The sequence below is a fragment of the Proteus genomosp. 4 str. ATCC 51469 genome (genome assembly GCF_003144375.1).
Taxonomy (GTDB): domain Bacteria; phylum Pseudomonadota; class Gammaproteobacteria; order Enterobacterales; family Enterobacteriaceae; genus Proteus.
The window spans coordinates 100,022-121,166 of record NZ_PENV01000004.1; the positions used below are offsets into that span (position 1 = coordinate 100,022).

Here is a 21,145-nt window from a genome sequence, read left to right on the forward strand (position 1 = left end):
CTAAAACCCAATAAGCGCTAAAATCATATCGATAACTTTAATACCAATAAATGGTACTAATAGCCCGCTGATCCCGTATAAGGAAAGATTACGACGAAGTAATACATGTGCTGATACTGGACGGTAATTCACACCTTTAAGTGCAAGTGGGATCAAGAAAACAATAATTAAGGCATTAAAAATAACCGCAGATAGCATTGCCGATACGGGTGAATGCAAATTCATCACATTAAGCATATTGAGTTGAGGATAAGTGACGGCAAAGGCTGCTGGAATAATGGCAAAATATTTAGCAATATCATTGGAAATACTAAAAGTAGTTAACGCACCTCGTGTCATTAGCATTTGTTTGCCAATATGCACAACTTCGATTAATTTTGTTGGATTAGAGTCTAAATCAACCATATTGCCTGCTTCTTTAGCGGCTTGAGTACCTGAATTCATCGCAACAGCAACATCGGCTTGTGCTAATGCAGGGGCATCATTAGTACCATCACCTGTCATTGCGACTAATCGACCTTCTGATTGATATTGACGAATTAATGCTAATTTTGCCTCTGGTGTTGCTTCTGCGAGGAAGTCATCAACACCAGATTCTGCTGCGATAGCTGCTGCCGTAAGATGATTATCACCGGTGATCATGACGGTTTTTATCCCCATTTGGCGAAGTTGGGCAAAACGTTCTTTAATACCGCCTTTCACAATATCTTTAAGTTCAACCACACCTAAAATTTTCTGATTTTCAACGACCACTAGTGGTGTTCCACCAGCTCTTGCTACTTGTTCGACTATAGCGGTGACTTCATCAGGAAAATGGCCGTGACTAACTTCAATATGACGACGAATAGCATCAACAGAACCTTTGCGGATCAAGCGCTCCCCAATATTGACACCACTCATTCGTGTCATTGCAGAAAAAGGAATAAAAGAAGCTCCCATTGATGCTAAATCACGCTCACGTAAATTAAAACGTTGTTTAGCGAGGATCACGATACTTCTACCTTCTGGTGTTTCATCTGCAAGAGAACTTAACTGTGCAGCATCAGCAAGTTGTTTTTCGCCGATCCCTGAGAGGGGTATAAAACGAGATGCTTGGCGATTACCTAACGTAATGGTGCCTGTTTTATCAAGTAGTAAAACGTCAACATCGCCAGCCGCTTCAACAGCACGACCACTAGTTGCGATAACATTTGCATCTAGCATTCGACTCATACCTGCAACACCAATCGATGAAAGCAACCCACCTATCGTGGTAGGGATCAGACATACTAACAAAGCAATCAAGGTTACTACTGAAATAACGTCGCCATGGCCTTGAAATTCGACAGCGAAAACACTAAACGGGTAAAGGGTGATGCAGGCTAATAAGAAAATAAGTGTGAGCGCTGTTAATAAAATAGTTAAAGCCACTTCATTTGGTGTTTTTCTGCGTTTAGCGCCTTCAACCATTCCAATCATGCGATCGAGAAATGAATTCCCCGCTTCTGCAGTACAACGAATGATCAACCAATCGGATAACACACGAGTACCTCCAGTGACAGAAGAAAAATCACCACCTGATTCACGGATCACAGGTGCGGACTCACCCGTAATAGCACTTTCATCAACTGAAGCACCACCTTCAATTACTTCGCCATCACAAGGAATAACTTCACCCGCGTTGACTAAAACAATATCACCTTTATGTAATGAAAAAGAATCAACGGTTTCTTTCGGTGCATTGATGTCAGCGTGATGCAAACGCACTGCTTTGGATTGTTGTTTCGCACCACGTAAACTGGCTGCTTGTGCTTTACTTCGGCTTTCTGCTAATGATTCAGCAAAATTGGCAAACAACAATGTCACCCATAACCAAAACATAACTTGTGAAGTAAAATGATTATCACTAGGGAGATATCCTAATAGCGAAGCAATCCAAATTCCGGTAGTTAAAAGCGCACCTACATAAACAATAAACATAACGGGGTTACGCCATTGTGCTTGAGGTGTGCATTTTTTTATTGCATCAAAGAAAGCCGACATCACGGTTTTTCTGTCAAAAAGTTGCGTTGTTTTCATGATACGTTTCCTTATTTAGCCCAAAACAGCTGTAAGTGTTCTGCAATAGGGCCAAGTGCTAATGCTGGAACAAAGGTCAAAGCACCGATCATTAATACCGTGAGGATCAATAAAAAAATAAACAGTGGTGAAGTGGTAGAAAGTGTCGCCAAGCTTTCTGGTTGACGTTTTTTCACCGCTAAACTACCAGCAATAGCAAAAACAGGTAACATGACACCAAAGCGACCAATGAGCATTGTGATACCTAATAACAGATTATAAAAAGGTGAATTGACATTGAGCCCAGCAAAGGCACTACCGTTATTATTCGCAGCAGAAGTAAAAGCATATAACACTTCGCTAAAGCCATGAGATCCTGGGTTTAAAATGGCTTCACGACCAACATCAGTAAATAACGCAAGGGTGGTACCTAATAAAACAACAGCTGGAGAGATTAAAATGGCAACGGCTACCCATTTCATTTCGGCAACACCAATCTTTTTACCGAGATATTCCGGTGCACGACCAACCATTAAGCCAGCGATAAATACAGCTAATAATACATAAAGGATCATGCCATAAAATCCTGAGCCTACACCGCCAAAAACCACTTCACCTGTTTGCATTAACCACATTGGCACCATGCCACCTAATGCCGTTAATGAATCATGCATTGCATTAACGGCACCACAAGAAGCGGCCGTTGTGACAGCAACAAAAATGGCGCTACCAATTATTCCAAATCGTGTTTCTTTTCCTTCAAAATTCAGTGAGCTATTGGTACCTGCGAGTATAAATTCTGGATTTCCTTGCCATTCAGCCCAAGTAATAACACCAACGGCAACGATAAAAATCAGCGTCATTGCCCAAAGTAAGGTGTAGCCTTGGCGCTGAACTCCACTTAAACGCCCAAAGGCAAAACATAAGGCAGTAGGAATAAGAAAAATAGCGAGTATTTGTAAGAAGTTACTTAATGAAGTTGGATTTTCATAAGGATGTGCAGAGTTTGCCGCAAAAAAACCACCGCCATTTGTGCCTAATAACTTAATTGCTTCTTGAGAAGCAACTGGCCCCATTGGCAACCATTGTTGTTGACCATCAAGACCTTGACTGAATAGCGCAGGTTGAAAGTTTTGTATCACGCCTTGGCTGACAAATAACAGAGACCAGATAATCGCTAAAGGTAGTAAGACATATAATGTAATACGCCCAATATCGACCCAAGCATTCCCTAAAGAAGTACAAGAAGATTGTGTTAATGCTCTAATTAAAACAAAAGCTACCGCAATTCCCGTTGTGGCAGATAAAAAGTTTTGTACTGCGAGCCCCATCATTTGGCTCAAATAACTAACAGCAGTTTCACCGCTATAAGCTTGCCAGTTAGTATTTGTAATAAAGCTAATAGTTGTATTTAGTGCTAAATCCCAATTCATATTAGGGGCAAATTGGGGATTTAACGGTAAATAGCCTTGGTTAAGCAGTATGACAAATAATAGAATTGCCCCCATTAAATTAAAAATAAGCAGAGCGAGCATATACTGATACCCACTCATAGGCTGAATAGACTTACCTGCGGGTTTAAAACCACAGCAACGCCAAATGACATGTTCAGTTTGAGTAACCCAATGAGGTAAATCACCTTCAATCAGGCGAGCTAAATAATGTCCAAGCATTTTTCCCATTACAAATAGTGTAATAAGAAAAACAGCAATATATATCAACGCTGTTGTTGCCATTTTTAAAATGCCTCTGCATGAAATAACACATAAATAAGATAAGCAGTGAGCAAAACAACTAATGTCACAGCACCGAATATCACCATCAGAACGATCCTTTTACTATTTAGATTAAGAGAGCGTACTTAAAGGTCTGTAAAGATGTTGATAAAAGAGATAGGTGAAGTGTAAAAAAAGTATAAAAATGGCAGATAGGTGATCTATTGACTCCTTGATTGGTTGAAATAATGTCATGCCTTTGTTAGATCTAAGTTAGGTTCAAATAATATGCTAATTAAGTGAATAGAAATTAGCACTCTCTAGGGGATATTGAATGAATACTCTCTATCTAAAGGCCAAATGGTTTTTATACTTCTTAAGCTTATTAATAATTTCATCTATCTTCATGGTTAAAGCGATGGCAAATTCTGATAAGGCATACCTAGTTACACTGGCACAAGAGGGAAATTTATCTGAATTAAAACGTCAGATAGAACAAGGTGCAGATATTGAACAACGTGATCTAAAGTTACGCACACCGCTAATGGCGGCCACACATGCCAACCAAATTGAGGTTGCAAAATATCTGATTGAGCATGGTGCAGATGTTAATGCTCGTGATGCTATTCATGATTCACCATATCTTTATTCAGGCGCTAGAGGTTTACAGGAGATCTTAGAATTAACGTTATCGCATGGTGCCTCGCTTAAAAGTGTTAATCGTTATGGTGGAACAGCATTAATTCCTGCTTCAGAGCGAGGTCATGTAAAAACAGTAAAAACATTGATTGATGCTGGTGTGGATGTTGATCATATTAATCGTTTAGGTTGGACGGCTTTAATCGAAGCTATTATTTTAGGTGATGGTAGCCAAAAATATGAAGAGATTGTGACTTTACTTATTGAAGGCGGAGCTAACGTTAACCTCGCTGATGGCTCTGGCCACACACCATTAACCTTAGCTAAAGATAAAGGCTATACAAACATCGTTAATATACTTGAAAAAGCGGGGGCAAAATAATGTCAGATAAGCAATTTATACAACAAGCTATATCGCTTGCAATGGATAATGTGAAAGTGGGGGGAAGGCCATTTGGTGCGGTTATTGTGAATAATGATCAAGTGATTGCAAGTGCTGTTAATCAAATAGTAACGACAAATGATCCCACTGCCCATGCTGAATTATTAGCATTACGAGAAGCAGGTAAAGTATTAGGGCGAACAAAATTAGATGATTGTATTGTTTATGCCAGTGGACAACCTTGCCCAATGTGTCTTGCAGCCATGCGTATGGCGGGGATCTCTAAAATTTTTTATGCTTATTCTAATGAGGATGCAGAGCCTTACGGATTATCGACAGCCCGTATTGCTAAAGCATTAAGAAAGGTACCAGAGCAACAAGAAGGCCTTCAATTTGTACAGATAAAAGCTGAGAATGAAATACAACCTGAGCTTTATCAGTATTGGTCAATCTTAAAGATGCTAATTTTTCTATAAATAAAAGTCCTAAAAGCGAGAATTGAAGTAACAGCATAAGATCAGATACTTTTAGGACTTTTTATTTTTACTATTGATGACTAATTAACAAAATAATTGTTTTTCAGCAGGGGTCACATTTAACTGCGATTGCCAACTTTTGAGCGTTAATGTCGCCAACATGGCTAAACCTTCGTAATAAGGGAATGCCCCCTGTAAAGATAACTTTTCTAAATAACGATAAGCCCATGGCAGAAGGTGTTCTGCTAATAGCTCATTGAGCTTTTCAGGGCGAGTTTCTGCAATCCATGCCACCATCATTACCATTAATCCAAAGTGATCTTCAGGCTCATTTTGAGTTAACGCAATATCAATGCCATTTTCTAGCATCCATTCACGTAAATCTAATGTTGAATTACCAAATAATACATTTTCATGATCAAGATAGACTGAGCCCCAAGGCGGTGCTGGAAGTGCGTAAGGACCGACAAATAAACGCTGATAAGCTTGTGCTAAAGTTTCTTCATTTAATGAGGTTTGTGAAAGTAGACTTGCAATACGTTGCTTCTCTTCCTCACTGCCATACGGCCATTCATCAATCCACTTTGGGCTCGACAGCAGTTCGACAATGTCATTTTTTTCAGTGGGTGCATAATAAAATGCCGCACCTAAAATACGGGCAGTGAGAGAAATGTCAGTAATAAGTTGTTGTTCCATAATATTTTTATAATCCGCTTAGATTTATTGTCTTTACTATATGCGATTTTCTATCTAAACATAATGACGAAGATTAAAAAAGAGTGATACCGCATTATAAAAGGAAAACCGCCATAACAGATAAAAAGTGTGGGCTTTTTAACTATTACGGCGGTTTAAAGGCAGTGTTTTTAATTAACCAACCACCGCCATACCGACAGTCATATGTAAACCGTAGAACACACCGCGTCCGATAAACTCACCGGCAAACACTAAAATAAAGCCCAATGCTAATAAAGCAACAGAAGGGTTATTTTTACGCAGAAGTGGTGCAATCCAGCAACTTAAGCCTAAAACTAAAGCTACTAATTTAATTCCCATTAAAGCACCATAGTTAGGGACTAAATCTACGGCTTTTTGTACAGAAGTTTGAATAGAGCCTAATTCAAAGCATTGTGATGTTGCCACAATAGCACTCACAACAATTGCGATAACACTTAATAATGGCAATGCACTGACACAATTGAGGTTAAAACCCGCAATACGCAGTAAAAGTGCCGCTAAAATAGGGCCACAGATAAAGGCGGTTAGCACAAAATTAAATGTAGTGTAGCTGTTATACCATGTTGGAACGGTATCAATTTGGTATACGCGAGATATTGCTGTAATAAATAATGCAGCTAATACTATCACAAGGGCGACCCATAATTTGCCCAATGCAGCCGGCATCTTATTAAGTACAGCCAGTAACCAGTAGATCCCACCCAGAGCAAAGAAAATTGAACCGCTGGCAATTTCATTACTTAATGATGAGTGACCCAGACGAAGTAATGAGTTAAATGCGCGTAATGGGGTTCCCATATGCATCATGGATAATAAGAAACCAATACCCATTAATACCCAAAGACCAAACATGCTGTAATGTACTTTTCTGTTCATTTCAGGAGAAAGTTTCCCCGAAAGAATAGCGCATCCCATGATAATAAAAGCGCCAGCAACACTTTGACCGATAACAGTAAAGAACATCAGTGGCCATTCATGCAATCCCACCATCTTACACCTCCTCTGGGTTTGCCAGATGACCGGTGGTATCACCCACAGGACGGCTATTGGCATTTAATTTAAGGACAATATTTGGCTTGGTATATTTTGCTGAAGGAAGTGGGGCGATTTCAGCTAAATCACCGTATTTAGCGCGTAATTCTTCAATCGGTGCCATATCTAATGCACGTAATGGACAAGACTCAACACAAATCGGTTTTTTGCCTTCAGCTACACGCTCATAACAACCGTCACATTTGGTCATATGACCTTTAACTTCATCAAATTGCGGTGCGCCATAAGGACATGCCATGTGACAATAACGACAACCAATACAAATATCTTCATTAACGACAACAAAGCCATCTTCACGTTTATGCATTGCACCACTTGGGCAAACTTTTGCACAAGCAGGATCATCACAGTGGTTACACGAAATGGATAAGTAATAGGCAAAAACATTTTGTGTATAAACGCCATCTTGTTCAGTCCAATCGCCACCTGCATATTCATAGATCCGACGGAAATTGACTTCAGGGGATAAATTTTTAAAATCCTTGCACGCCAGTTCACAGGTTTTGCAGCCGGTGCAACGACTTGAATCAATGTAAAAACCATATTGCGTTGACATAACCAGACTCCTTACGCCTTGACGACTTCAACAAGATTACTGTGAGAAGGATTACCCTTGGCAAGTGGCGAAGGGCGTTGTGTCGTTAACACGTTAATGCTACCTGCGTGATCAATGCGGTTACTATCTGGGTTATACCAAGCACCTTCACTTAAACCGACTACACCGGGTAAAATGCGAGGTGTCACTTTTGCGTTGATCCTAACTTCACCACGATCGTTATAAATACGTACTAAATCACCGTGTTTAATGCCTCGTTTTGATGCATCAACAGGGTTTATCCATATTTCTTGTGGACATGCGGCTTTTAAAACATCTACGTTGCCATAAGTTGAGTGAGTACGTGATTTATAGTGGAAACCCGTCATTTGTAATGGATATTTTTCCATTGCTGGATCACCATAACTTTCAAAACCAGCAGAATAAATCGGCAGTGGATCAATGACATCGTCAGATGCAAGTTCCCATGTCGCTTTAATGTCAGCAAGTTGAGAAGAATAAATCTCAATTTTACCTGATGGTGTCGTTAATGGGTTGTTTTCAGGATCATCACGGAATTTACGATAAGCAACATGATGACCTTCAGGGTCACGTTTTTTGAAGATCCCTTGAGTACGGAACTCTTCAAAAGTGGGAAGTTCAGGTAAGTTTTGACGAGATTGTTCGTAAAGGTGACGTAACCATTCTTCTTGAGTACGATTTTCAGTGAATTTTTCACCTACACCCATGCGTTTTGCAATTTCGCTGGTCATTTCATAGATATTACGGCTTTCAAAGCGAGGTTTTATTGCTTGATCTGCAAAAATTACATACGCCATATTACCCGCCGATGCATCCATACAGAAATCCATCTGTTCTGATGCCGTGCAATCAGGAAGTAAAATATCGGCATATTTAGCAGATGCTGTCATATGGTTATCGATCACCACAATCATTTCGCATTTTTTATCGTCTTGCAAAATATCGTGAGTACGATTGATTTCAGAATGTTGGTTAACTAAACAGTTACCTGCGTAGTTCCATACCATTTTAATAGGCACATCAAGTTTGTCTTTACCACGAACACCATCACGAGTTGCTGTCATTTCTGGGCCACGTAAGATTGCATCCGTCCACATAAACATGGAAATGCTGGTGGTGACAGGGTTAGTAAACGTAGGCATACGAACAAAAGGAATGCTGTAAGAGCCTTCGCGAGCACCAGTATTACCACCGTTAATTCCTACATTACCAGTCAAAATAGAGAGCATCGCAATAGCACGAGAAGCAAGTTCACCGTTAGAACGGCGTTGAGGCCCCCATCCTTGTGTAATATAAGCTGGTTTTGCTGTTGCAATTTCACGAGCCAATTTCACAATACGTGAAGCGGGAATACCTGTAATTTGCGCTGCCCATTCTGGTGTTTTAGGTTGACCGTCAGCGCCGTCACCTAAAATATAGGCTTTATAGTGCCCATTTTTTGGCGCACCTTCTGGTAGAGTGGTTTCATCATAACCTACGCAATATTTATCTAGGAAAGGCTTATCAACTAAGTCTTCTTTGATCATGACATACGCTAAGGCATTGACTAATGCTGCATCCGTTCCTGGGCGAATAGGTATCCACTCATCTTCACGACCTGCACCCGTATCGGTATAACGCGGATCGATGATAATCATTCGTGCATCAGATTTTTCACGGGCTTGCTCAACGTAATAGGTGACACCGCCACCACTCATCCGTGTTTCACCTGGATTATTACCAAACATTACAACCAGTTTGGTGTTTTCAATATCTGAAGGGCTATTACCATCTGCCCAACCACCATAGGTGTAATTTAAGCCAGCCGCAATTTGTGCCGTACTGTAATCACCGTAGTGATTAAGATAACCACCACAACAATTCATTAAACGAGCAATTAATGTTGCTCCTGGTGGCCATGACTTCGTCATCGTGCCACCTAAAGTACCTGTGCCGTAGTTCAAATAAATAGATTCATTACCATAATCTTTAATCAAACGTTTCATGGTATCTGAAATCGTATCAAAGGCTTCATCCCATGAAATACGTTCAAATTTACCTTCACCACGTTTACCCACACGTTTCATTGGGTAGCGTAAACGGTCAGGGTTGTAAACACGGCGACGCATTGAGCGACCACGTAAACAGGCACGAACTTGGTGTAATTCTTCGTAGATATCATTACCCGTATTGTCGGTTTCTACATATTTAATTTCACCATCAACAACATGCATACGTAATGGGCACCGACTACCACAGTTTACTGTACAGGCACTCCACACCACTTTTTCGCTATTCGTTGTCGGTTTTGTCTCTGTGGCGATGGCTTGATTAAAGGGAAGAGATAATCCCCCAGCAGTTATTGCTAAACCACCCGCTGCACCTGTTTTTACAAAACGACGGCGAGATAAGGGAGTGGAAAGTAACGCCATCTCTTTGATGTTTTTCATACATTACTCACTTGATTATTTATATTTTTAAGAAAAAAGAAGCCAACAAGCTTATAGAGAAATAATTATTGTTATTGTTGTTAAAAAATAAGCACTTTAACGTAGGTAATAAAACCCAACTGTTAATGTGGATACTACGTATTTTCTAAAAGTTGTAGTTGCTTTACATCAAAGAAAAGTGATTTATTACAAGCGTTACCAGTTTTTGAGGTTAACTTAAGTTTTTGTATTAGTTAAATTTAATCAAATGATTGATATTGCTATATAATAGAATATATAACGATTGATGAAGTATTATAATGTTACTGATAACAGAGAATAGACGAAATAATAATGTACTATCTATCAGATTTGACTGGATAATTTGCCAATAAAATTAATGAATGGAATATTTTTTTCTAAAATAAAATTATTTAACATTATTTTAATTTGTTTAGCTAAATAAAAAATAATTTGTTTAGCTATTAGGTTATTTTAATTTCCTTTTTATTATCTAATTAAGACTGTCTATGTGTCTTTTTTGTCGTTTAGATCACAAATAAAGCGCTTTTATTCGTATATCTATTGCCATTCGAGATAGGTTTTTATTTAATCATGTTATTAGCTAAACCGTTTTAGTTTTTGTGACTGCTATTAATGATTGGTTTATAAACGAAGTAAGACTTACCGAGGCTATGATGAATATTGAGAATATTGCTCGCCAACTAGTACCTTTATTGGGAGGTGCTGAAAACATTGCCAGTGCGGCGCATTGTGCTACTCGTTTAAGACTTGTATTAGTCGATGACACTAAAGCTGATAAAGAGGCAATCAATAAATTAGAAGGTGTAAAAGGGTGTTTTAGTAATGCGGGGCAAATTCAGGTAATTTTTGGTACTGGCTTAGTTAATAAAGTGCATGCTGCCTTTATTGCTGCGGCGGGTATTGGTGAATCAAGTAAATCTGAAGCGGCAAATATTGCAGCCAAAAAGCTTAACCCATTTCAGCGAATAGCTAGACTGCTTTCTAATATTTTTGTACCTATTATCCCTGCCATTGTGGCATCGGGTTTATTAATGGGGTTACTTGGGTTAATGAAAACTAACCAGTGGGTGAGCCCTGATAATGCACTCTATATTATGTTAGATATGTGTAGCTCTGCGGCATTTATTATTTTGCCTATTTTGATTGGTTTTACTGCGGCAAAAGAGTTTGGCGGAAATCCTTATCTTGGCGCTACATTAGGTGGAATTTTAACGCATCCTGCATTAACTAACGCATGGGGCGTTGCCGCTGGTTTTAACACCATGAACTTCTTTGGGTTAGAGGTGGCAATGATTGGTTATCAAGGTACTGTTTTTCCAGTCTTGCTTGCCGTTTGGTTTATGAGTGTATTGGAGAAACAATTACGTAAAGTTGTTCCTAATGCTCTCGATTTAATTATCACGCCATTTTTAACCGTTATTATTTCGGGCTTTGTGGCGTTATTAGTCATAGGGCCTGTTGGTCGCCTTTTAGGTGATGGTATTTCACTATTATTAAGTACCTTAATTACACAAGCGGGTTGGATAGCAGGGCTGATTTTTGGTGGCCTTTATTCTGTGATTGTTATTACGGGTATTCACCACAGTTTTCATGCTGTCGAAGCGGGTTTATTAGGTAACCCTAATATTGGGGTTAACTTTTTATTGCCGATTTGGGCAATGGCAAATATTGCTCAAGGTGGTGCTTGTATAGCCGTTTGGTTTAAAACTAATGATGCAAAAATTAAAGCAATCACAATCCCATCTGGTTTTTCCGCTATGTTAGGTATCACTGAAGCGGCAATTTTCGGGATTAACTTACGTTATGGAAAACCTTTTATTGCTGCGTTAATTGGTGGTGCAGCTGGCGGTGCTTGGGTTGTAGGATCGCATGTTTATATGACAGCCGTAGGGTTGACTGCTATTCCAGGTATTGCAATCGTGCAAGCAGGTTCAATTATGAACTATATTATTGGCCTTGTGATTGCCTTTGTGACTGCGTTTGTTATCTCTCTTTTGCTGAAATACAAAGTGGAGTCTGCATAAATGAACACAAACGAAGGGTTATCTGCGATTTTACAATCGGTCATGCGTAATAGCGCTAAAGCCATAAAAGATAAATATTATCCACATTGGCATTTAGCGCCAGTAACTGGGTTATTAAATGATCCCAATGGATTTTGTTTTGATGGTGAATATTATCATCTGTTTTATCAATGGAACCCTTTGTCTTGTGAGCATAAACATAAATGTTGGGGTCATTGGCGCTCAAAGGATTTGATTACTTGGCAGCATCAACCTATTGCTTTACTACCTGATGAATTTTATGACAAAGATGGCTGTTATTCTGGTAGTGCCGTGATCTATCAAGGGAAATTAACTCTTTGCTATACCGGTAATGTCAAATTTGAGGATGGCTCACGTACAGCATGGCAATGTTTAGCCGTTGAAAATCAACAGGGAAGTTTTGATAAGTTAGGGCCTGTATTAGGGCTTCCTGAAGGCTATAGTGGTCATGTCCGTGATCCGAAGATTTGGCAATATAATGATGTCTGGTACATGGTATTAGGCGCGCAGAACTTAGATAAACAGGGTAAAGTTTTACTCTATCGTGCATCTCACTTATATCAATGGCAATTAGTCGGCGAGTTAGCGGGAAGTTATTTAGGCGGGTTAGCTGATGCGGGTTATATGTGGGAATGTCCAGATCTCTTTGAACTAGATGATCGCTTTATTTTATTAACATGTCCCCAAGGGATAAAAAGAGAACAACAACGATTTTTAAATTCGCATTCTAGTGCCTATTTAATCGGGGATTTTGATTATTCAACATTGCAATTTCAGCATGGTGATTTAGTCGAACTAGATGCAGGTTTTGAGTTTTACGCACCTCAAACAACATTAGTGAATGGCAGACGTTTATTATTTGGTTGGATGGGAGTTCCTGATGGTGAAGAGATGTATCAACCGACTATTGCTAATAGCTGGATTCACCAAATGACTTGCCCTCGCGAATTACATATAAAAGAAGGGAAGCTTTATCAACAACCCGTAAAAGAGTTACAGCAATTAAGACAAAAGCCAGCATATTGGCAGGGTATTGCTGATGATGCGCCAGATATCAGCGGATTTTCGTTTGAATTTGAAGTAGAGCTATTTGGCTCTCTTACTATTTATTTTTCTGATACTCTTGCTTTATTCATTGAAGATGATCAAGCCGTGTTAAAACGCCGTAGTGTTAAAAATGGGGAGTGGCAATCACGTTTCTGGTCTGGTGATATAAAACATCTTCAAATATTATGTGATAGCTCCAGTGTAGAGATTTTCTTTAATGGCGGAGCCGGTGTGATGAGTAGCCGTTTTTTCCCTTTAGAAAAACAGACTATTTGTTTCTTGGGAAAAGACACAATAAACCTCACAGCTTGGCCATTAAAGAATGCATTACTCAGTTAGATCCAATTATATAAACAATAAAACAGTTTAAGTTTAGCGAACGTGACATTAAGTAGAATAATAGTGAAAAAACAAAAACGTATCACGATCACCGATATTGCAAAATTAGCGGGCGTTTCAAAAACAACGGCAAGTTTAGTATTAAATGGCCGTGGTAAAGAAATGCGTGTATCTGATGATACTATCGCGCGTATTACGGCTATTGCTGAACAATATCAGTATCAGCCTAATATTCATGCTCGCTCTTTACGTGATAATCGTAGTTATGCATTAGGGTTGGTTATTCCTGATATTACTAACTATGGTTTTGCTTCTGTGGCGTATGAACTAGAAATATTATGCAGAGAAGCAGGTATTCAATTACTTATTTCTTGTACTGATGAAAATGCGGCTCAAGAAACGCTGGCAATAGAACATCTATTATCACGTCAAATAGATGGTTTGATTGTGGCTTCTTGTTTACAAAGTGATTTTGAATATCAACGTTTAAGTAAGCAAATACCTGTTGTGTTATTTGACCGGTATTTTGAAGGAACAACATTACCTTTTGTTGTCACCGATTCAATAACGGCAACACAACAAATTATTGCAGAAATTGCTTCGACAAAAGGTATTGATGAGTTTTATTTCCTTGGTGGGCAATCAACGCTTTCACCAACTAAAGATCGTCTTTTAGGTTTCACCCAAGGGCTTTCACAAGCACAAATCAATCTAAAATCAGAGTGGATCATACATGGGCATTATCACCCAAGTTCAGGTTATGAAATGTTTGGCTCTTTGTGTGCATCGTTAGGACGATCGCCTAAGTTTGTTTTTACTTCTGCTTGTGGCTTATTGGATGGCGTGTTGCGCTATCTAAGTCAAAATAAAATTATGCAAAATGAAGTCTATTTAGCCGGTTTTGATGATCACTATTTGTATGATTCATTATCAATACCAATAGATACTATTGCACAAAATAATCCTGAATTAGCATCACACTGTTTCCGATTGGTTATGGGATTAATTAACCAGACAAACTTAGAAGTTCATCAAATTTTTGTTCCAGCAAAAATTCATCAACGACATGAGTAAGACTGAGCAATTTTATGCAATCATCAGTATAGTGTTTATGATACAAGCTGATGATTTTTACTGTTGATGGAGTCAATATTCAATGCGCCAAGAGCAGGCTAAACTTATCCACCTTCCTGAGCTGAATAGCCTTGCTTATCTGCAAGCTGAATATTTACACCAAACTTTCTCTCGCCATACCCATGAAGGCTTCTGTATTGGTGTAATTGATGATGGCGCACAGCAGTTTTATCGCACAGGAAGCGAACATATCGCTCCTAAAGGAGATATCATTATTGTTAATGCAGATGAAGTTCATACCGGCTCCTCTGCGGTTGAATCTGGTTGGGCTTATCAAGCTATTTATCCCACACCAGAATATCTGCAAACATTAACGCGTGATCTACAACAAGAGCAGGGTGCCACGCCTTGGTTTCCTGATGCTGTTATTCACGATCCTGGTTTAAGTCAGCAACTTTTATTACTTTTTTCATTACTGGAACAGCCTAATAATTATCTTTTAAAAGAATCGCTATTGCTTTCAACAATGGCAATGTTGATTTTGCGTTATAGCAAAACAAGAACCCAAGAAAAGCCCTTAAGTGCTATAGGGCAACGGTTACAGTGGGTGAGTGAATTAATGAATGACACACCTGAAAATGAGTTTTCACTCAACACGTTAGCTGAAATGGTGAATTTAAGTCCATGGCACTTTTTACGTCAGTTTAAAAAAGAAATAGGTATGACCCCCCATGCTTGGCTTATTCAAGCCCGAATTCGTAAAGCAAGGCAGTTACTCTCTTTAGGTCATACACTTACTGATGTAACACAACGTTGTGGTTTTTCAGATCAAAGCCATTTCCATCGTCATTTTAAAAACGCTATTGGTGTTACACCGGGAAACTATTTAAAAGGGCTTCGATTATCTTCCTCTTTAAAATCCCCCTTGTTGTAATAAAAAATTAAAAGAGCAATTTTATACAATCCCATTTATCTTTACTGACTGATAATCATTCTCTATAGAATTAATGTATTAGACGTGAAGACAGGTAAATGGAAAAAATCAAAAATAACACTGAAGATAAGCAAACTATGCGTGCCTTTGGTTTAGGCGCTTTACATGTTTTGCCTTTATGCCTTGCGGTGATCCCTTGGGGAATACTCGCAGGTTCAATGGCTGTGGATGCAGGATTAACCTTTGCACAAAGTGTCGGAATGTCTGCCATTGTTTTTGCAGGTGCGGCGCAATTAGTAACATTAGGGTTAGTTGTTTCTGGAGCAGGGATGCTAACCATTATTGTTTCTGTCTTTTTTATTACCGCCCAACATCTTTTATATGGTTTAACCTTACGCCCTCATGTTGCTCATTTAAAATGGTATCAACGCATTACGATAGGTTTTTTATTAACGGATGAGCTTTTTGCAGTATCAGCACAACCTAAAGTGAAACTAACACCTGCTTATATGATCGGTGCAGGATTATGTTTTTATTTAGCCTGGGTAGCGGTCAGTATTGTTGGCATTATTATGGCAAGCCAAGTTTCTGATTTATCACGTTATCATCTTGATTTCTCTATTGTTGCTACGTTATTGGCAATTGTGATCCCGTTAATAAAAACATTTAGTACGTTAGTCGGTGTTATTGTCTCATTTTGCCTTTCAATTGTTTTCAGTTGGTTAAATATAGAGGGTGGTGTCGTTATTGGTGGGCTAACAGGTATGTTTATCGCGGTTTGTGTTGCAAGAATAAGAGGAGAGCAAAAATGACATGGTCGTTATTATTAATTTTGTCACTGGTCATTTTCATGCTGCGTTATTTCTTTCTCGAACCAGCAGTACCTGTCAAATTACCGCCAGTGATCAGACAAGCCTTAGGATACTCTGCACCCTGTTTATTAACCGCAATCTGTGCGCCAATTGTACTGTTAGAAAAAGGCGAATTTAAAGGTATTTTAGATAACCCTTATCTTTGGGGAACTTTATTATGTGTAGGATTAGCGCTTAAAATACGCAATACATTAATAGTGGTTTTACTGACCTTGGTTGGTTTTTATCTTCTTAATGCCTTATTAAACTGAATACTAAAGGTGATTTTATTTAACGTAATATTTACATTTAAAAATAATCATTTTTGTATTAATGTAGTTCGTTATTTTATCATCCGTCTTTGAACGGCTGATTCTACCTCTCTTTTCTGTATTACCATTCATTATCCGACTCGTTTCACCTCTCATTTTTAACGTATACCAATTGATGTTGTGTTAAAAAAATGTGATCTAAATTGCTTCGATTTGGTTTTGCTTCTGTTTTTGGTTTTTTGTTTTGAATACCATCGCAGAATCACAGACCTGATCTCCTTATTCTCGTTATCAATGATACGGAGGCACTTTATATGTTTTCAGAAGAACGGCGGCAGGAAATTTACACCATCATCAGGGAACAAAAGAAAGTTAAAGTGGCTCAGCTTGCGGAGAAATTCAGTGTCACATTGGAGACTATCCGTAGCGATTTGAAATACCTTGAAGGAGAAGGGTTGATCAAACGTTGTCATGGTGGCGCCATACTAGGGAAACAAGAAATTAAAAAAATAAGTAAATTCAGTGATAGTTTTGATATTTCATGTTTATTGCACGACTTATTAATTGTTAGAGAACGTAAAGATAGAAAACCGGAAGGTAAAGTCTGTGTTTTAGGATCGTTTGTAGTAGATATCATCGCCAATGTCGAATCTTTTCCGAAAGTTGGTGAATTAGTTAATTCAAAAAGCAATTCGATAGGTCCTGGTGGTAAAGGAACAAATCAGGCGATGGCAGCAAGTTTTTCTGATGCCAAAGTCCATTTAATAACAAAAGTCGGTGAAGATCATTTTAGTAAATATGCTTATAAATATTTACAAGAAAGTGGCATTGATTCTTTCACTATTTTTCAAACAGAAACCGAGCCAACAGGCAGTTCGATTAGTTATTTAGCTGACAAAACACAAAACAATATTACAGCAACTTATCTAGGCGCAAATAACACTTTTTCTGAACAAGAGATTGATATTTCATTGCCGTATGTCAGTGAAGCCGATGTGTTATTGCTCCAAGGCGAAATTAATATAGAAGCCAATATTAAAGCCGCCTTATTTGCTAAGTCGGTTAATAAGATCATCATACTAAATGTTGCGCCTTATAACGAAAACCTAAAACAACTTTATTTGTATCTTGATTTTATTACTTTAAATGCGAACCAAGCATCTCATTGGGCTGACTTTGAAATAAACGATATTAATGATGCAAAGCAGGCGATCAATATTATTTCCGGTGACGAAAGTAAGAAAGTGATTATTTATATGGATGAGCTTGGTGTGGTTTATTTTGATGGTCGAGCCACATTTCATATTCCACCGATGCCATCGTTACGCGTAGATACGATGGCAGCAACAGATGCGTTTAATGGCGCATTTGCATCAAAGATAGCAGCAGGAGGCACAATGCATGAGAGTGTATTATTTGCCAGTGCTTTCCTCTCTGCATTTATAGAACAAAAAGGCGTAACAGCAATGCCTGTGCTTTCCCAAGTTCAGGCTCGCCTTAAATCAAGGCTTGAAGATATTCGGCCACAAATAATCTGCAATGAGAAAAGGTGCATATAATGAAAAAAACACTTCTGGCATTTACCCTATGCAGTTCCATTTTTACACTTCCGGCTTTCGCGCAATACCCTGAAAAACCGATTACTATTGTTGTTCCTTGGGCTGCAGGTGGTAATACCGATACGGTTGCACGCTTAGCAGCAAAAGGACTACAAGAAGAATTAGGCGTTACTGTTAATGTAGTCAATAAAACTGGCGGCAGTGGTGTTGTAGGTCATGATGCCATTAAAAATGCAAAACCTGATGGCTACACATTAGGAATTGCAACAGTTGAAATTACCATGATGCATCATCAGGGAATGACGAATTTAACATATCAAGATTACACACCGATTACACGTCTTGCCGTTATTTATGGTGGATTGCAAGTTGGAAAATCTTCGCCATTTAAAAATGCACAAGAAATTATTGATTATGCGAAAGCAAATCCAGGTAAATTAAAAGCATCAGGTAGTGGCTTAAATTCAATTTGGCATCTGAATACTATTGGTATGTTGCGTGCGGCTGGATTACCAGATAATGCTATTCGCTTTATTCCTTCTCAAGGTGCGAGTGCGGCGTTACAAGAATTAGCATCAGGGGGTGTTGATATAGTGACATCTTCATTAGGTGAAGCCGATAGTATGGTAAAAGCGGGATTAGTAAAACATATGGCCATTATGTCCAATGAAAAGTCGGCTTTCTACCCAGATGTACCCTTATTCAAAGAAGCTACAGCTTATAATTGGGATCTGCAAGCGTGGAATATGTTAGTTGCCCCTAAAGGTCTTGATAAAGAAGTACAAGATAAACTTACCGCGGCCATGAAAAAAGTATATGCCTCTGGTGAATTAGCCGAATTTGCAAATAAACAAGGCTTTGAAGTTATCGAATTATATGGCGATGATGCCACTCAATTTATGGCCAATGAAGATAAAAAGTTTGGCGAAATTATAAAGAAATAACTGAGGGAACGGCTGAGCAACAGCCGTTTTTATGCCTATGCTAAATCGTCATATTCTATCGCTCATATTTTGTTGCTTTGGTTTATTCCTTATTGTTTATAGTGCATATTCATTAGGCGATTTTAGTGAATATGGTGCTGCGTTTATGCCTTCTATTATTGGCGGTGGCATGATCCTATTTTCATTAATAGATATATTTTCACGTAAACAAGAAAGTGATATTCCATTAGTGACGTGGCATGAAATAAAATTTGTCTTATTAATTATCAGTATTATTCTTTTTTATGTGCTTGCATCTGATTATTTGGGATTTATTTTAACCGGATTAATTATTACAGCACCATTAATGATGAAATATGCAACAGTAAAACCTATATATAGTTTTATTATTTCGGCAGGAGTGGTGTTAGGTGTGTATTACTTATTTACCGCTGTACTGTTAGTACCGCTGCCTCAGCTATTTTCATAAATAGAGAACAACAGTATGGATATATTAATTAGCGCACTTGCTTATATTGATTACACAACAATTCTTGTCGTTATTGGTGCCTGTTTATTTGGCTTATTTGTTGGTGCAATTCCCGGATTAACGTCAACAATGGCTATTGCATTAATGGTACCGTTTACTTTTTTTCTTGAACCCATTCCTGCTTTAGCCTTAATGATCTCCGTTGGAGCATCATCTATATTTGCAGGGGACATTCCCGGAGCCTTATTAAATATTCCGGGTACACCTGCATCGGCAGCTTATACCAATGATGCACATTCCTTAGTTAAAGAAGGTAAAACAAATCGTGTATTGGGTATGTCATTAACCAGCTCTGTGATTGGTGGCGTAATTGGTACGATTATATTAGCCTCAACAGCACCAATATTAGCTGAATTTGCTTTAAAATTTAGCTCTTACGAATATATGTGGTTGTCTCTAATCGGTTTAAGTTGTGCAACTATTGTTTCCGGCTCTCATATTAGAAAAAGCTTATTAGCTCTGTTCTTTGGTATTGCATTAGCCACCATTGGTTATGATGAGTTTACAGGTCAAGCCCGCTTTACTTTCGGTGAAGTTTCTTTAATGCAAGGTGTCAGCTTTATTCCAGCAATGATAGGGTTATTTGCTATTTCTGGTGCTATCAAATATTACGTTGAACGTTGGAAAGAAAAGCAAATTACACTAACAGAAGTGAATGTGGAAAATAACTCTTACAATATCTTTAAAGGTGTGGGGGGGGTTGTTCGTCAACGTAAGGGCGGCATTTTCCGTAGCGGAATAATAGGAACATTAATTGGTGCTTTACCTGGTGCTGGAGCCGATATTGCAGCGTGGATCTCTTATGCTGTTTCAAAGAAACTCTCTAAAAAACCAGAGAAATATGGTCATGGCTCTGAGGAAGGTATTGTTGATGCATCAGCAAGTAATAATGCAAGCTTAGCCGGAAGTTGGATCCCATCTCTAGTCTTTGGTATTCCCGGTGATTCTGCGGCTGCAATTATTATCGGTGTACTATATATGAAAGATATGCAACCGGGACCAACGTTATTCTTATTTAATCCCGATAAATTGTATGCTGTCTTTATTATCTTTTTTATTGCTAATCTTATTTTACTTCCGATTGCTTTTATTGTTGTCAATTTGTTGAAGAAAATTGTTGCTATCGATAATGCGATTATTTACCCAGCAATCATTCTATTTAGTATCGTTGGCTCATATGCAATCACAAATACGATGTCTTCTATTGTGGTTATGTTAGTTATGGGTGTTATTGGCTATTTCCTTCAAGAACGAAAATTCCCAATCTCGCCAATTATTTTAGGCATGATATTAGGGCCTATGTTAGAAAAGAACTTACTCTCATCATTAATGAAATCTGATGGTGATTTTATTAATTTTGTTAATAGACCTATTTCGATGGTATTAGCCAGTGCATTTTTTCTCATTGTTATTATGCAAATTAGAGGTGCATTGAAAGCTAAATAACGCATCTCGTTTTTATACCAAATAAATTAAATATA

General features: G+C 38.4%; 18 protein-coding genes. 12 read left to right on the forward strand and 6 right to left on the reverse strand.

Going from position 1 to position 21,145, the window contains the following annotated elements; genetic code table 11:
* Together kdpB and kdpA are read right to left on the reverse strand one after the other, a co-directional pair.
* The gene (gene kdpB, locus DK866_RS06160) at positions 1-2,058 is read right to left on the reverse strand and encodes a potassium-transporting ATPase subunit KdpB (protein ID WP_109408160.1); all 2,058 of its coding nucleotides are present in this window, start codon (positions 2,056-2,058) and stop codon (positions 1-3) included.
* A gap of 11 nt (positions 2,059-2,069) precedes the next feature.
* On the reverse strand, positions 2,070-3,773 hold the full coding sequence (gene kdpA / locus DK866_RS06165; RefSeq protein ID WP_109408161.1) for a potassium-transporting ATPase subunit KdpA: 1,704 nt from the start codon (positions 3,771-3,773) through the stop codon (positions 2,070-2,072).
* A gap of 313 nt (positions 3,774-4,086) precedes the next feature.
* Between kdpA and DK866_RS06175 the strand changes: the two genes are divergently transcribed.
* Positions 4,087-4,773: an ankyrin repeat domain-containing protein gene (locus DK866_RS06175; protein ID WP_109408163.1), complete on the forward strand. Its 687-nt coding sequence runs from the start codon at positions 4,087-4,089 to the stop codon at positions 4,771-4,773.
* Positions 4,773-5,249, forward strand: a complete 477-nt coding sequence (locus DK866_RS06180) for a nucleoside deaminase (protein ID WP_109408164.1) — start codon at positions 4,773-4,775, stop codon at positions 5,247-5,249. The genes DK866_RS06175 and DK866_RS06180 overlap by 1 nt, the downstream gene beginning before the upstream one ends.
* 84 nt (positions 5,250-5,333) lie before the next feature.
* Here DK866_RS06180 and dmsD read toward each other — a convergent pair whose 3' ends face one another.
* The 4 genes from dmsD to dmsA form a co-directional block, all read right to left on the reverse strand.
* Positions 5,334-5,945 (reverse strand): Tat proofreading chaperone DmsD, encoded by a 612-nt coding sequence (gene dmsD / locus DK866_RS06185; protein WP_109408165.1) that lies wholly within the window; start codon positions 5,943-5,945, stop codon positions 5,334-5,336.
* A gap of 174 nt (positions 5,946-6,119) precedes the next feature.
* Positions 6,120-6,977, reverse strand: coding sequence for a DmsC/YnfH family molybdoenzyme membrane anchor subunit (locus DK866_RS06190; RefSeq protein ID WP_109408166.1), 858 nt, complete (start codon positions 6,975-6,977; stop codon positions 6,120-6,122).
* A 1-nt stretch (position 6,978) separates the two neighbouring features.
* Positions 6,979-7,596, reverse strand: coding sequence for a DMSO/selenate family reductase complex B subunit (locus DK866_RS06195; protein ID WP_023582154.1), 618 nt, complete (start codon positions 7,594-7,596; stop codon positions 6,979-6,981).
* Between the two features lie 11 nt (positions 7,597-7,607).
* Positions 7,608-10,046: a dimethylsulfoxide reductase subunit A gene (gene dmsA, locus DK866_RS06200; protein WP_109408167.1), complete on the reverse strand. Its 2,439-nt coding sequence runs from the start codon at positions 10,044-10,046 to the stop codon at positions 7,608-7,610.
* A gap of 677 nt (positions 10,047-10,723) precedes the next feature.
* Here dmsA and DK866_RS06205 point away from each other — a divergent pair.
* From DK866_RS06205 to DK866_RS06250, 10 genes are all read left to right on the forward strand, one after another.
* Positions 10,724-12,094 carry a sucrose-specific PTS transporter subunit IIBC gene (locus tag DK866_RS06205; protein WP_109402365.1) on the forward strand — a complete coding sequence of 457 codons (1,371 nt, stop codon included), beginning with the start codon at positions 10,724-10,726 and terminating at the stop codon, positions 12,092-12,094.
* The gene (locus DK866_RS06210) at positions 12,095-13,501 is read left to right on the forward strand and encodes a sucrose-6-phosphate hydrolase (RefSeq protein WP_109408168.1); all 1,407 of its coding nucleotides are present in this window, start codon (positions 12,095-12,097) and stop codon (positions 13,499-13,501) included.
* Positions 13,502-13,561: 60 nt separating this feature from the next.
* Positions 13,562-14,575: a LacI family DNA-binding transcriptional regulator gene (locus tag DK866_RS06215; RefSeq protein ID WP_244179663.1), complete on the forward strand. Its 1,014-nt coding sequence runs from the start codon at positions 13,562-13,564 to the stop codon at positions 14,573-14,575.
* An 82-nt stretch (positions 14,576-14,657) separates the two neighbouring features.
* Positions 14,658-15,509 (forward strand): AraC family transcriptional regulator, encoded by an 852-nt coding sequence (locus tag DK866_RS06220; RefSeq protein ID WP_109408170.1) that lies wholly within the window; start codon positions 14,658-14,660, stop codon positions 15,507-15,509.
* Positions 15,510-15,607: 98 nt separating this feature from the next.
* Entirely contained in the window at positions 15,608-16,321 is a 714-nt protein-coding gene (locus tag DK866_RS06225; RefSeq protein ID WP_227336904.1) for an AzlC family ABC transporter permease, read from the forward strand.
* Complete coding sequence (locus DK866_RS06230) at positions 16,318-16,632, forward strand: AzlD domain-containing protein (RefSeq protein ID WP_109408171.1); 315 nt, start codon at positions 16,318-16,320, stop codon at positions 16,630-16,632. Before DK866_RS06225 ends, DK866_RS06230 begins: the two co-directional genes overlap by 4 nt.
* A gap of 314 nt (positions 16,633-16,946) precedes the next feature.
* Positions 16,947-18,191, forward strand: coding sequence for a PfkB family carbohydrate kinase (locus tag DK866_RS06235; RefSeq protein ID WP_109408172.1), 1,245 nt, complete (start codon positions 16,947-16,949; stop codon positions 18,189-18,191).
* Positions 18,191-19,135, forward strand: coding sequence for a tripartite tricarboxylate transporter substrate binding protein (locus DK866_RS06240; RefSeq protein WP_109408173.1), 945 nt, complete (start codon positions 18,191-18,193; stop codon positions 19,133-19,135). The genes DK866_RS06235 and DK866_RS06240 overlap by 1 nt, the downstream gene beginning before the upstream one ends.
* A gap of 31 nt (positions 19,136-19,166) precedes the next feature.
* Complete coding sequence (locus DK866_RS06245; RefSeq protein ID WP_109408174.1) at positions 19,167-19,604, forward strand: tripartite tricarboxylate transporter TctB family protein; 438 nt, start codon at positions 19,167-19,169, stop codon at positions 19,602-19,604.
* Positions 19,605-19,619: 15 nt separating this feature from the next.
* On the forward strand, positions 19,620-21,110 hold the full coding sequence (locus DK866_RS06250; RefSeq protein WP_109408175.1) for a tripartite tricarboxylate transporter permease: 1,491 nt from the start codon (positions 19,620-19,622) through the stop codon (positions 21,108-21,110).
* The last annotated feature ends 35 nt before the right edge of the window (positions 21,111-21,145 follow it).

Bases quoted from the DNA above. Each gene is read 5' to 3' on its own strand.
- kdpB (WP_109408160.1), bottom strand. From the start codon at position 2,058: ATGAAAACAACGCAACTTTTTGACAGAAAAACCGTGATGTCGGCTTTC.
- kdpA (WP_109408161.1), bottom strand. From the start codon at position 3,773: ATGGCAACAACAGCGTTGATATATATTGCTGTTTTTCTTATTACACTA.
- DK866_RS06175 (WP_109408163.1), top strand. From the start codon at position 4,087: ATGAATACTCTCTATCTAAAGGCCAAATGGTTTTTATACTTCTTAAGC.
- DK866_RS06180 (WP_109408164.1), top strand. From the start codon at position 4,773: ATGTCAGATAAGCAATTTATACAACAAGCTATATCGCTTGCAATGGAT.
- dmsD (WP_109408165.1), bottom strand. From the start codon at position 5,945: ATGGAACAACAACTTATTACTGACATTTCTCTCACTGCCCGTATTTTA.
- DK866_RS06190 (WP_109408166.1), bottom strand. From the start codon at position 6,977: ATGGTGGGATTGCATGAATGGCCACTGATGTTCTTTACTGTTATCGGT.
- DK866_RS06195 (WP_023582154.1), bottom strand. From the start codon at position 7,596: ATGTCAACGCAATATGGTTTTTACATTGATTCAAGTCGTTGCACCGGC.
- dmsA (WP_109408167.1), bottom strand. From the start codon at position 10,046: ATGAAAAACATCAAAGAGATGGCGTTACTTTCCACTCCCTTATCTCGC.
- DK866_RS06205 (WP_109402365.1), top strand. From the start codon at position 10,724: ATGAATATTGAGAATATTGCTCGCCAACTAGTACCTTTATTGGGAGGT.
- DK866_RS06210 (WP_109408168.1), top strand. From the start codon at position 12,095: ATGAACACAAACGAAGGGTTATCTGCGATTTTACAATCGGTCATGCGT.
- DK866_RS06220 (WP_109408170.1), top strand. From the start codon at position 14,658: ATGCGCCAAGAGCAGGCTAAACTTATCCACCTTCCTGAGCTGAATAGC.
- DK866_RS06225 (WP_227336904.1), top strand. From the start codon at position 15,608: ATGGAAAAAATCAAAAATAACACTGAAGATAAGCAAACTATGCGTGCC.
- DK866_RS06230 (WP_109408171.1), top strand. From the start codon at position 16,318: ATGACATGGTCGTTATTATTAATTTTGTCACTGGTCATTTTCATGCTG.
- DK866_RS06235 (WP_109408172.1), top strand. From the start codon at position 16,947: ATGTTTTCAGAAGAACGGCGGCAGGAAATTTACACCATCATCAGGGAA.
- DK866_RS06240 (WP_109408173.1), top strand. From the start codon at position 18,191: ATGAAAAAAACACTTCTGGCATTTACCCTATGCAGTTCCATTTTTACA.
- DK866_RS06245 (WP_109408174.1), top strand. From the start codon at position 19,167: ATGCCTATGCTAAATCGTCATATTCTATCGCTCATATTTTGTTGCTTT.
- DK866_RS06250 (WP_109408175.1), top strand. From the start codon at position 19,620: ATGGATATATTAATTAGCGCACTTGCTTATATTGATTACACAACAATT.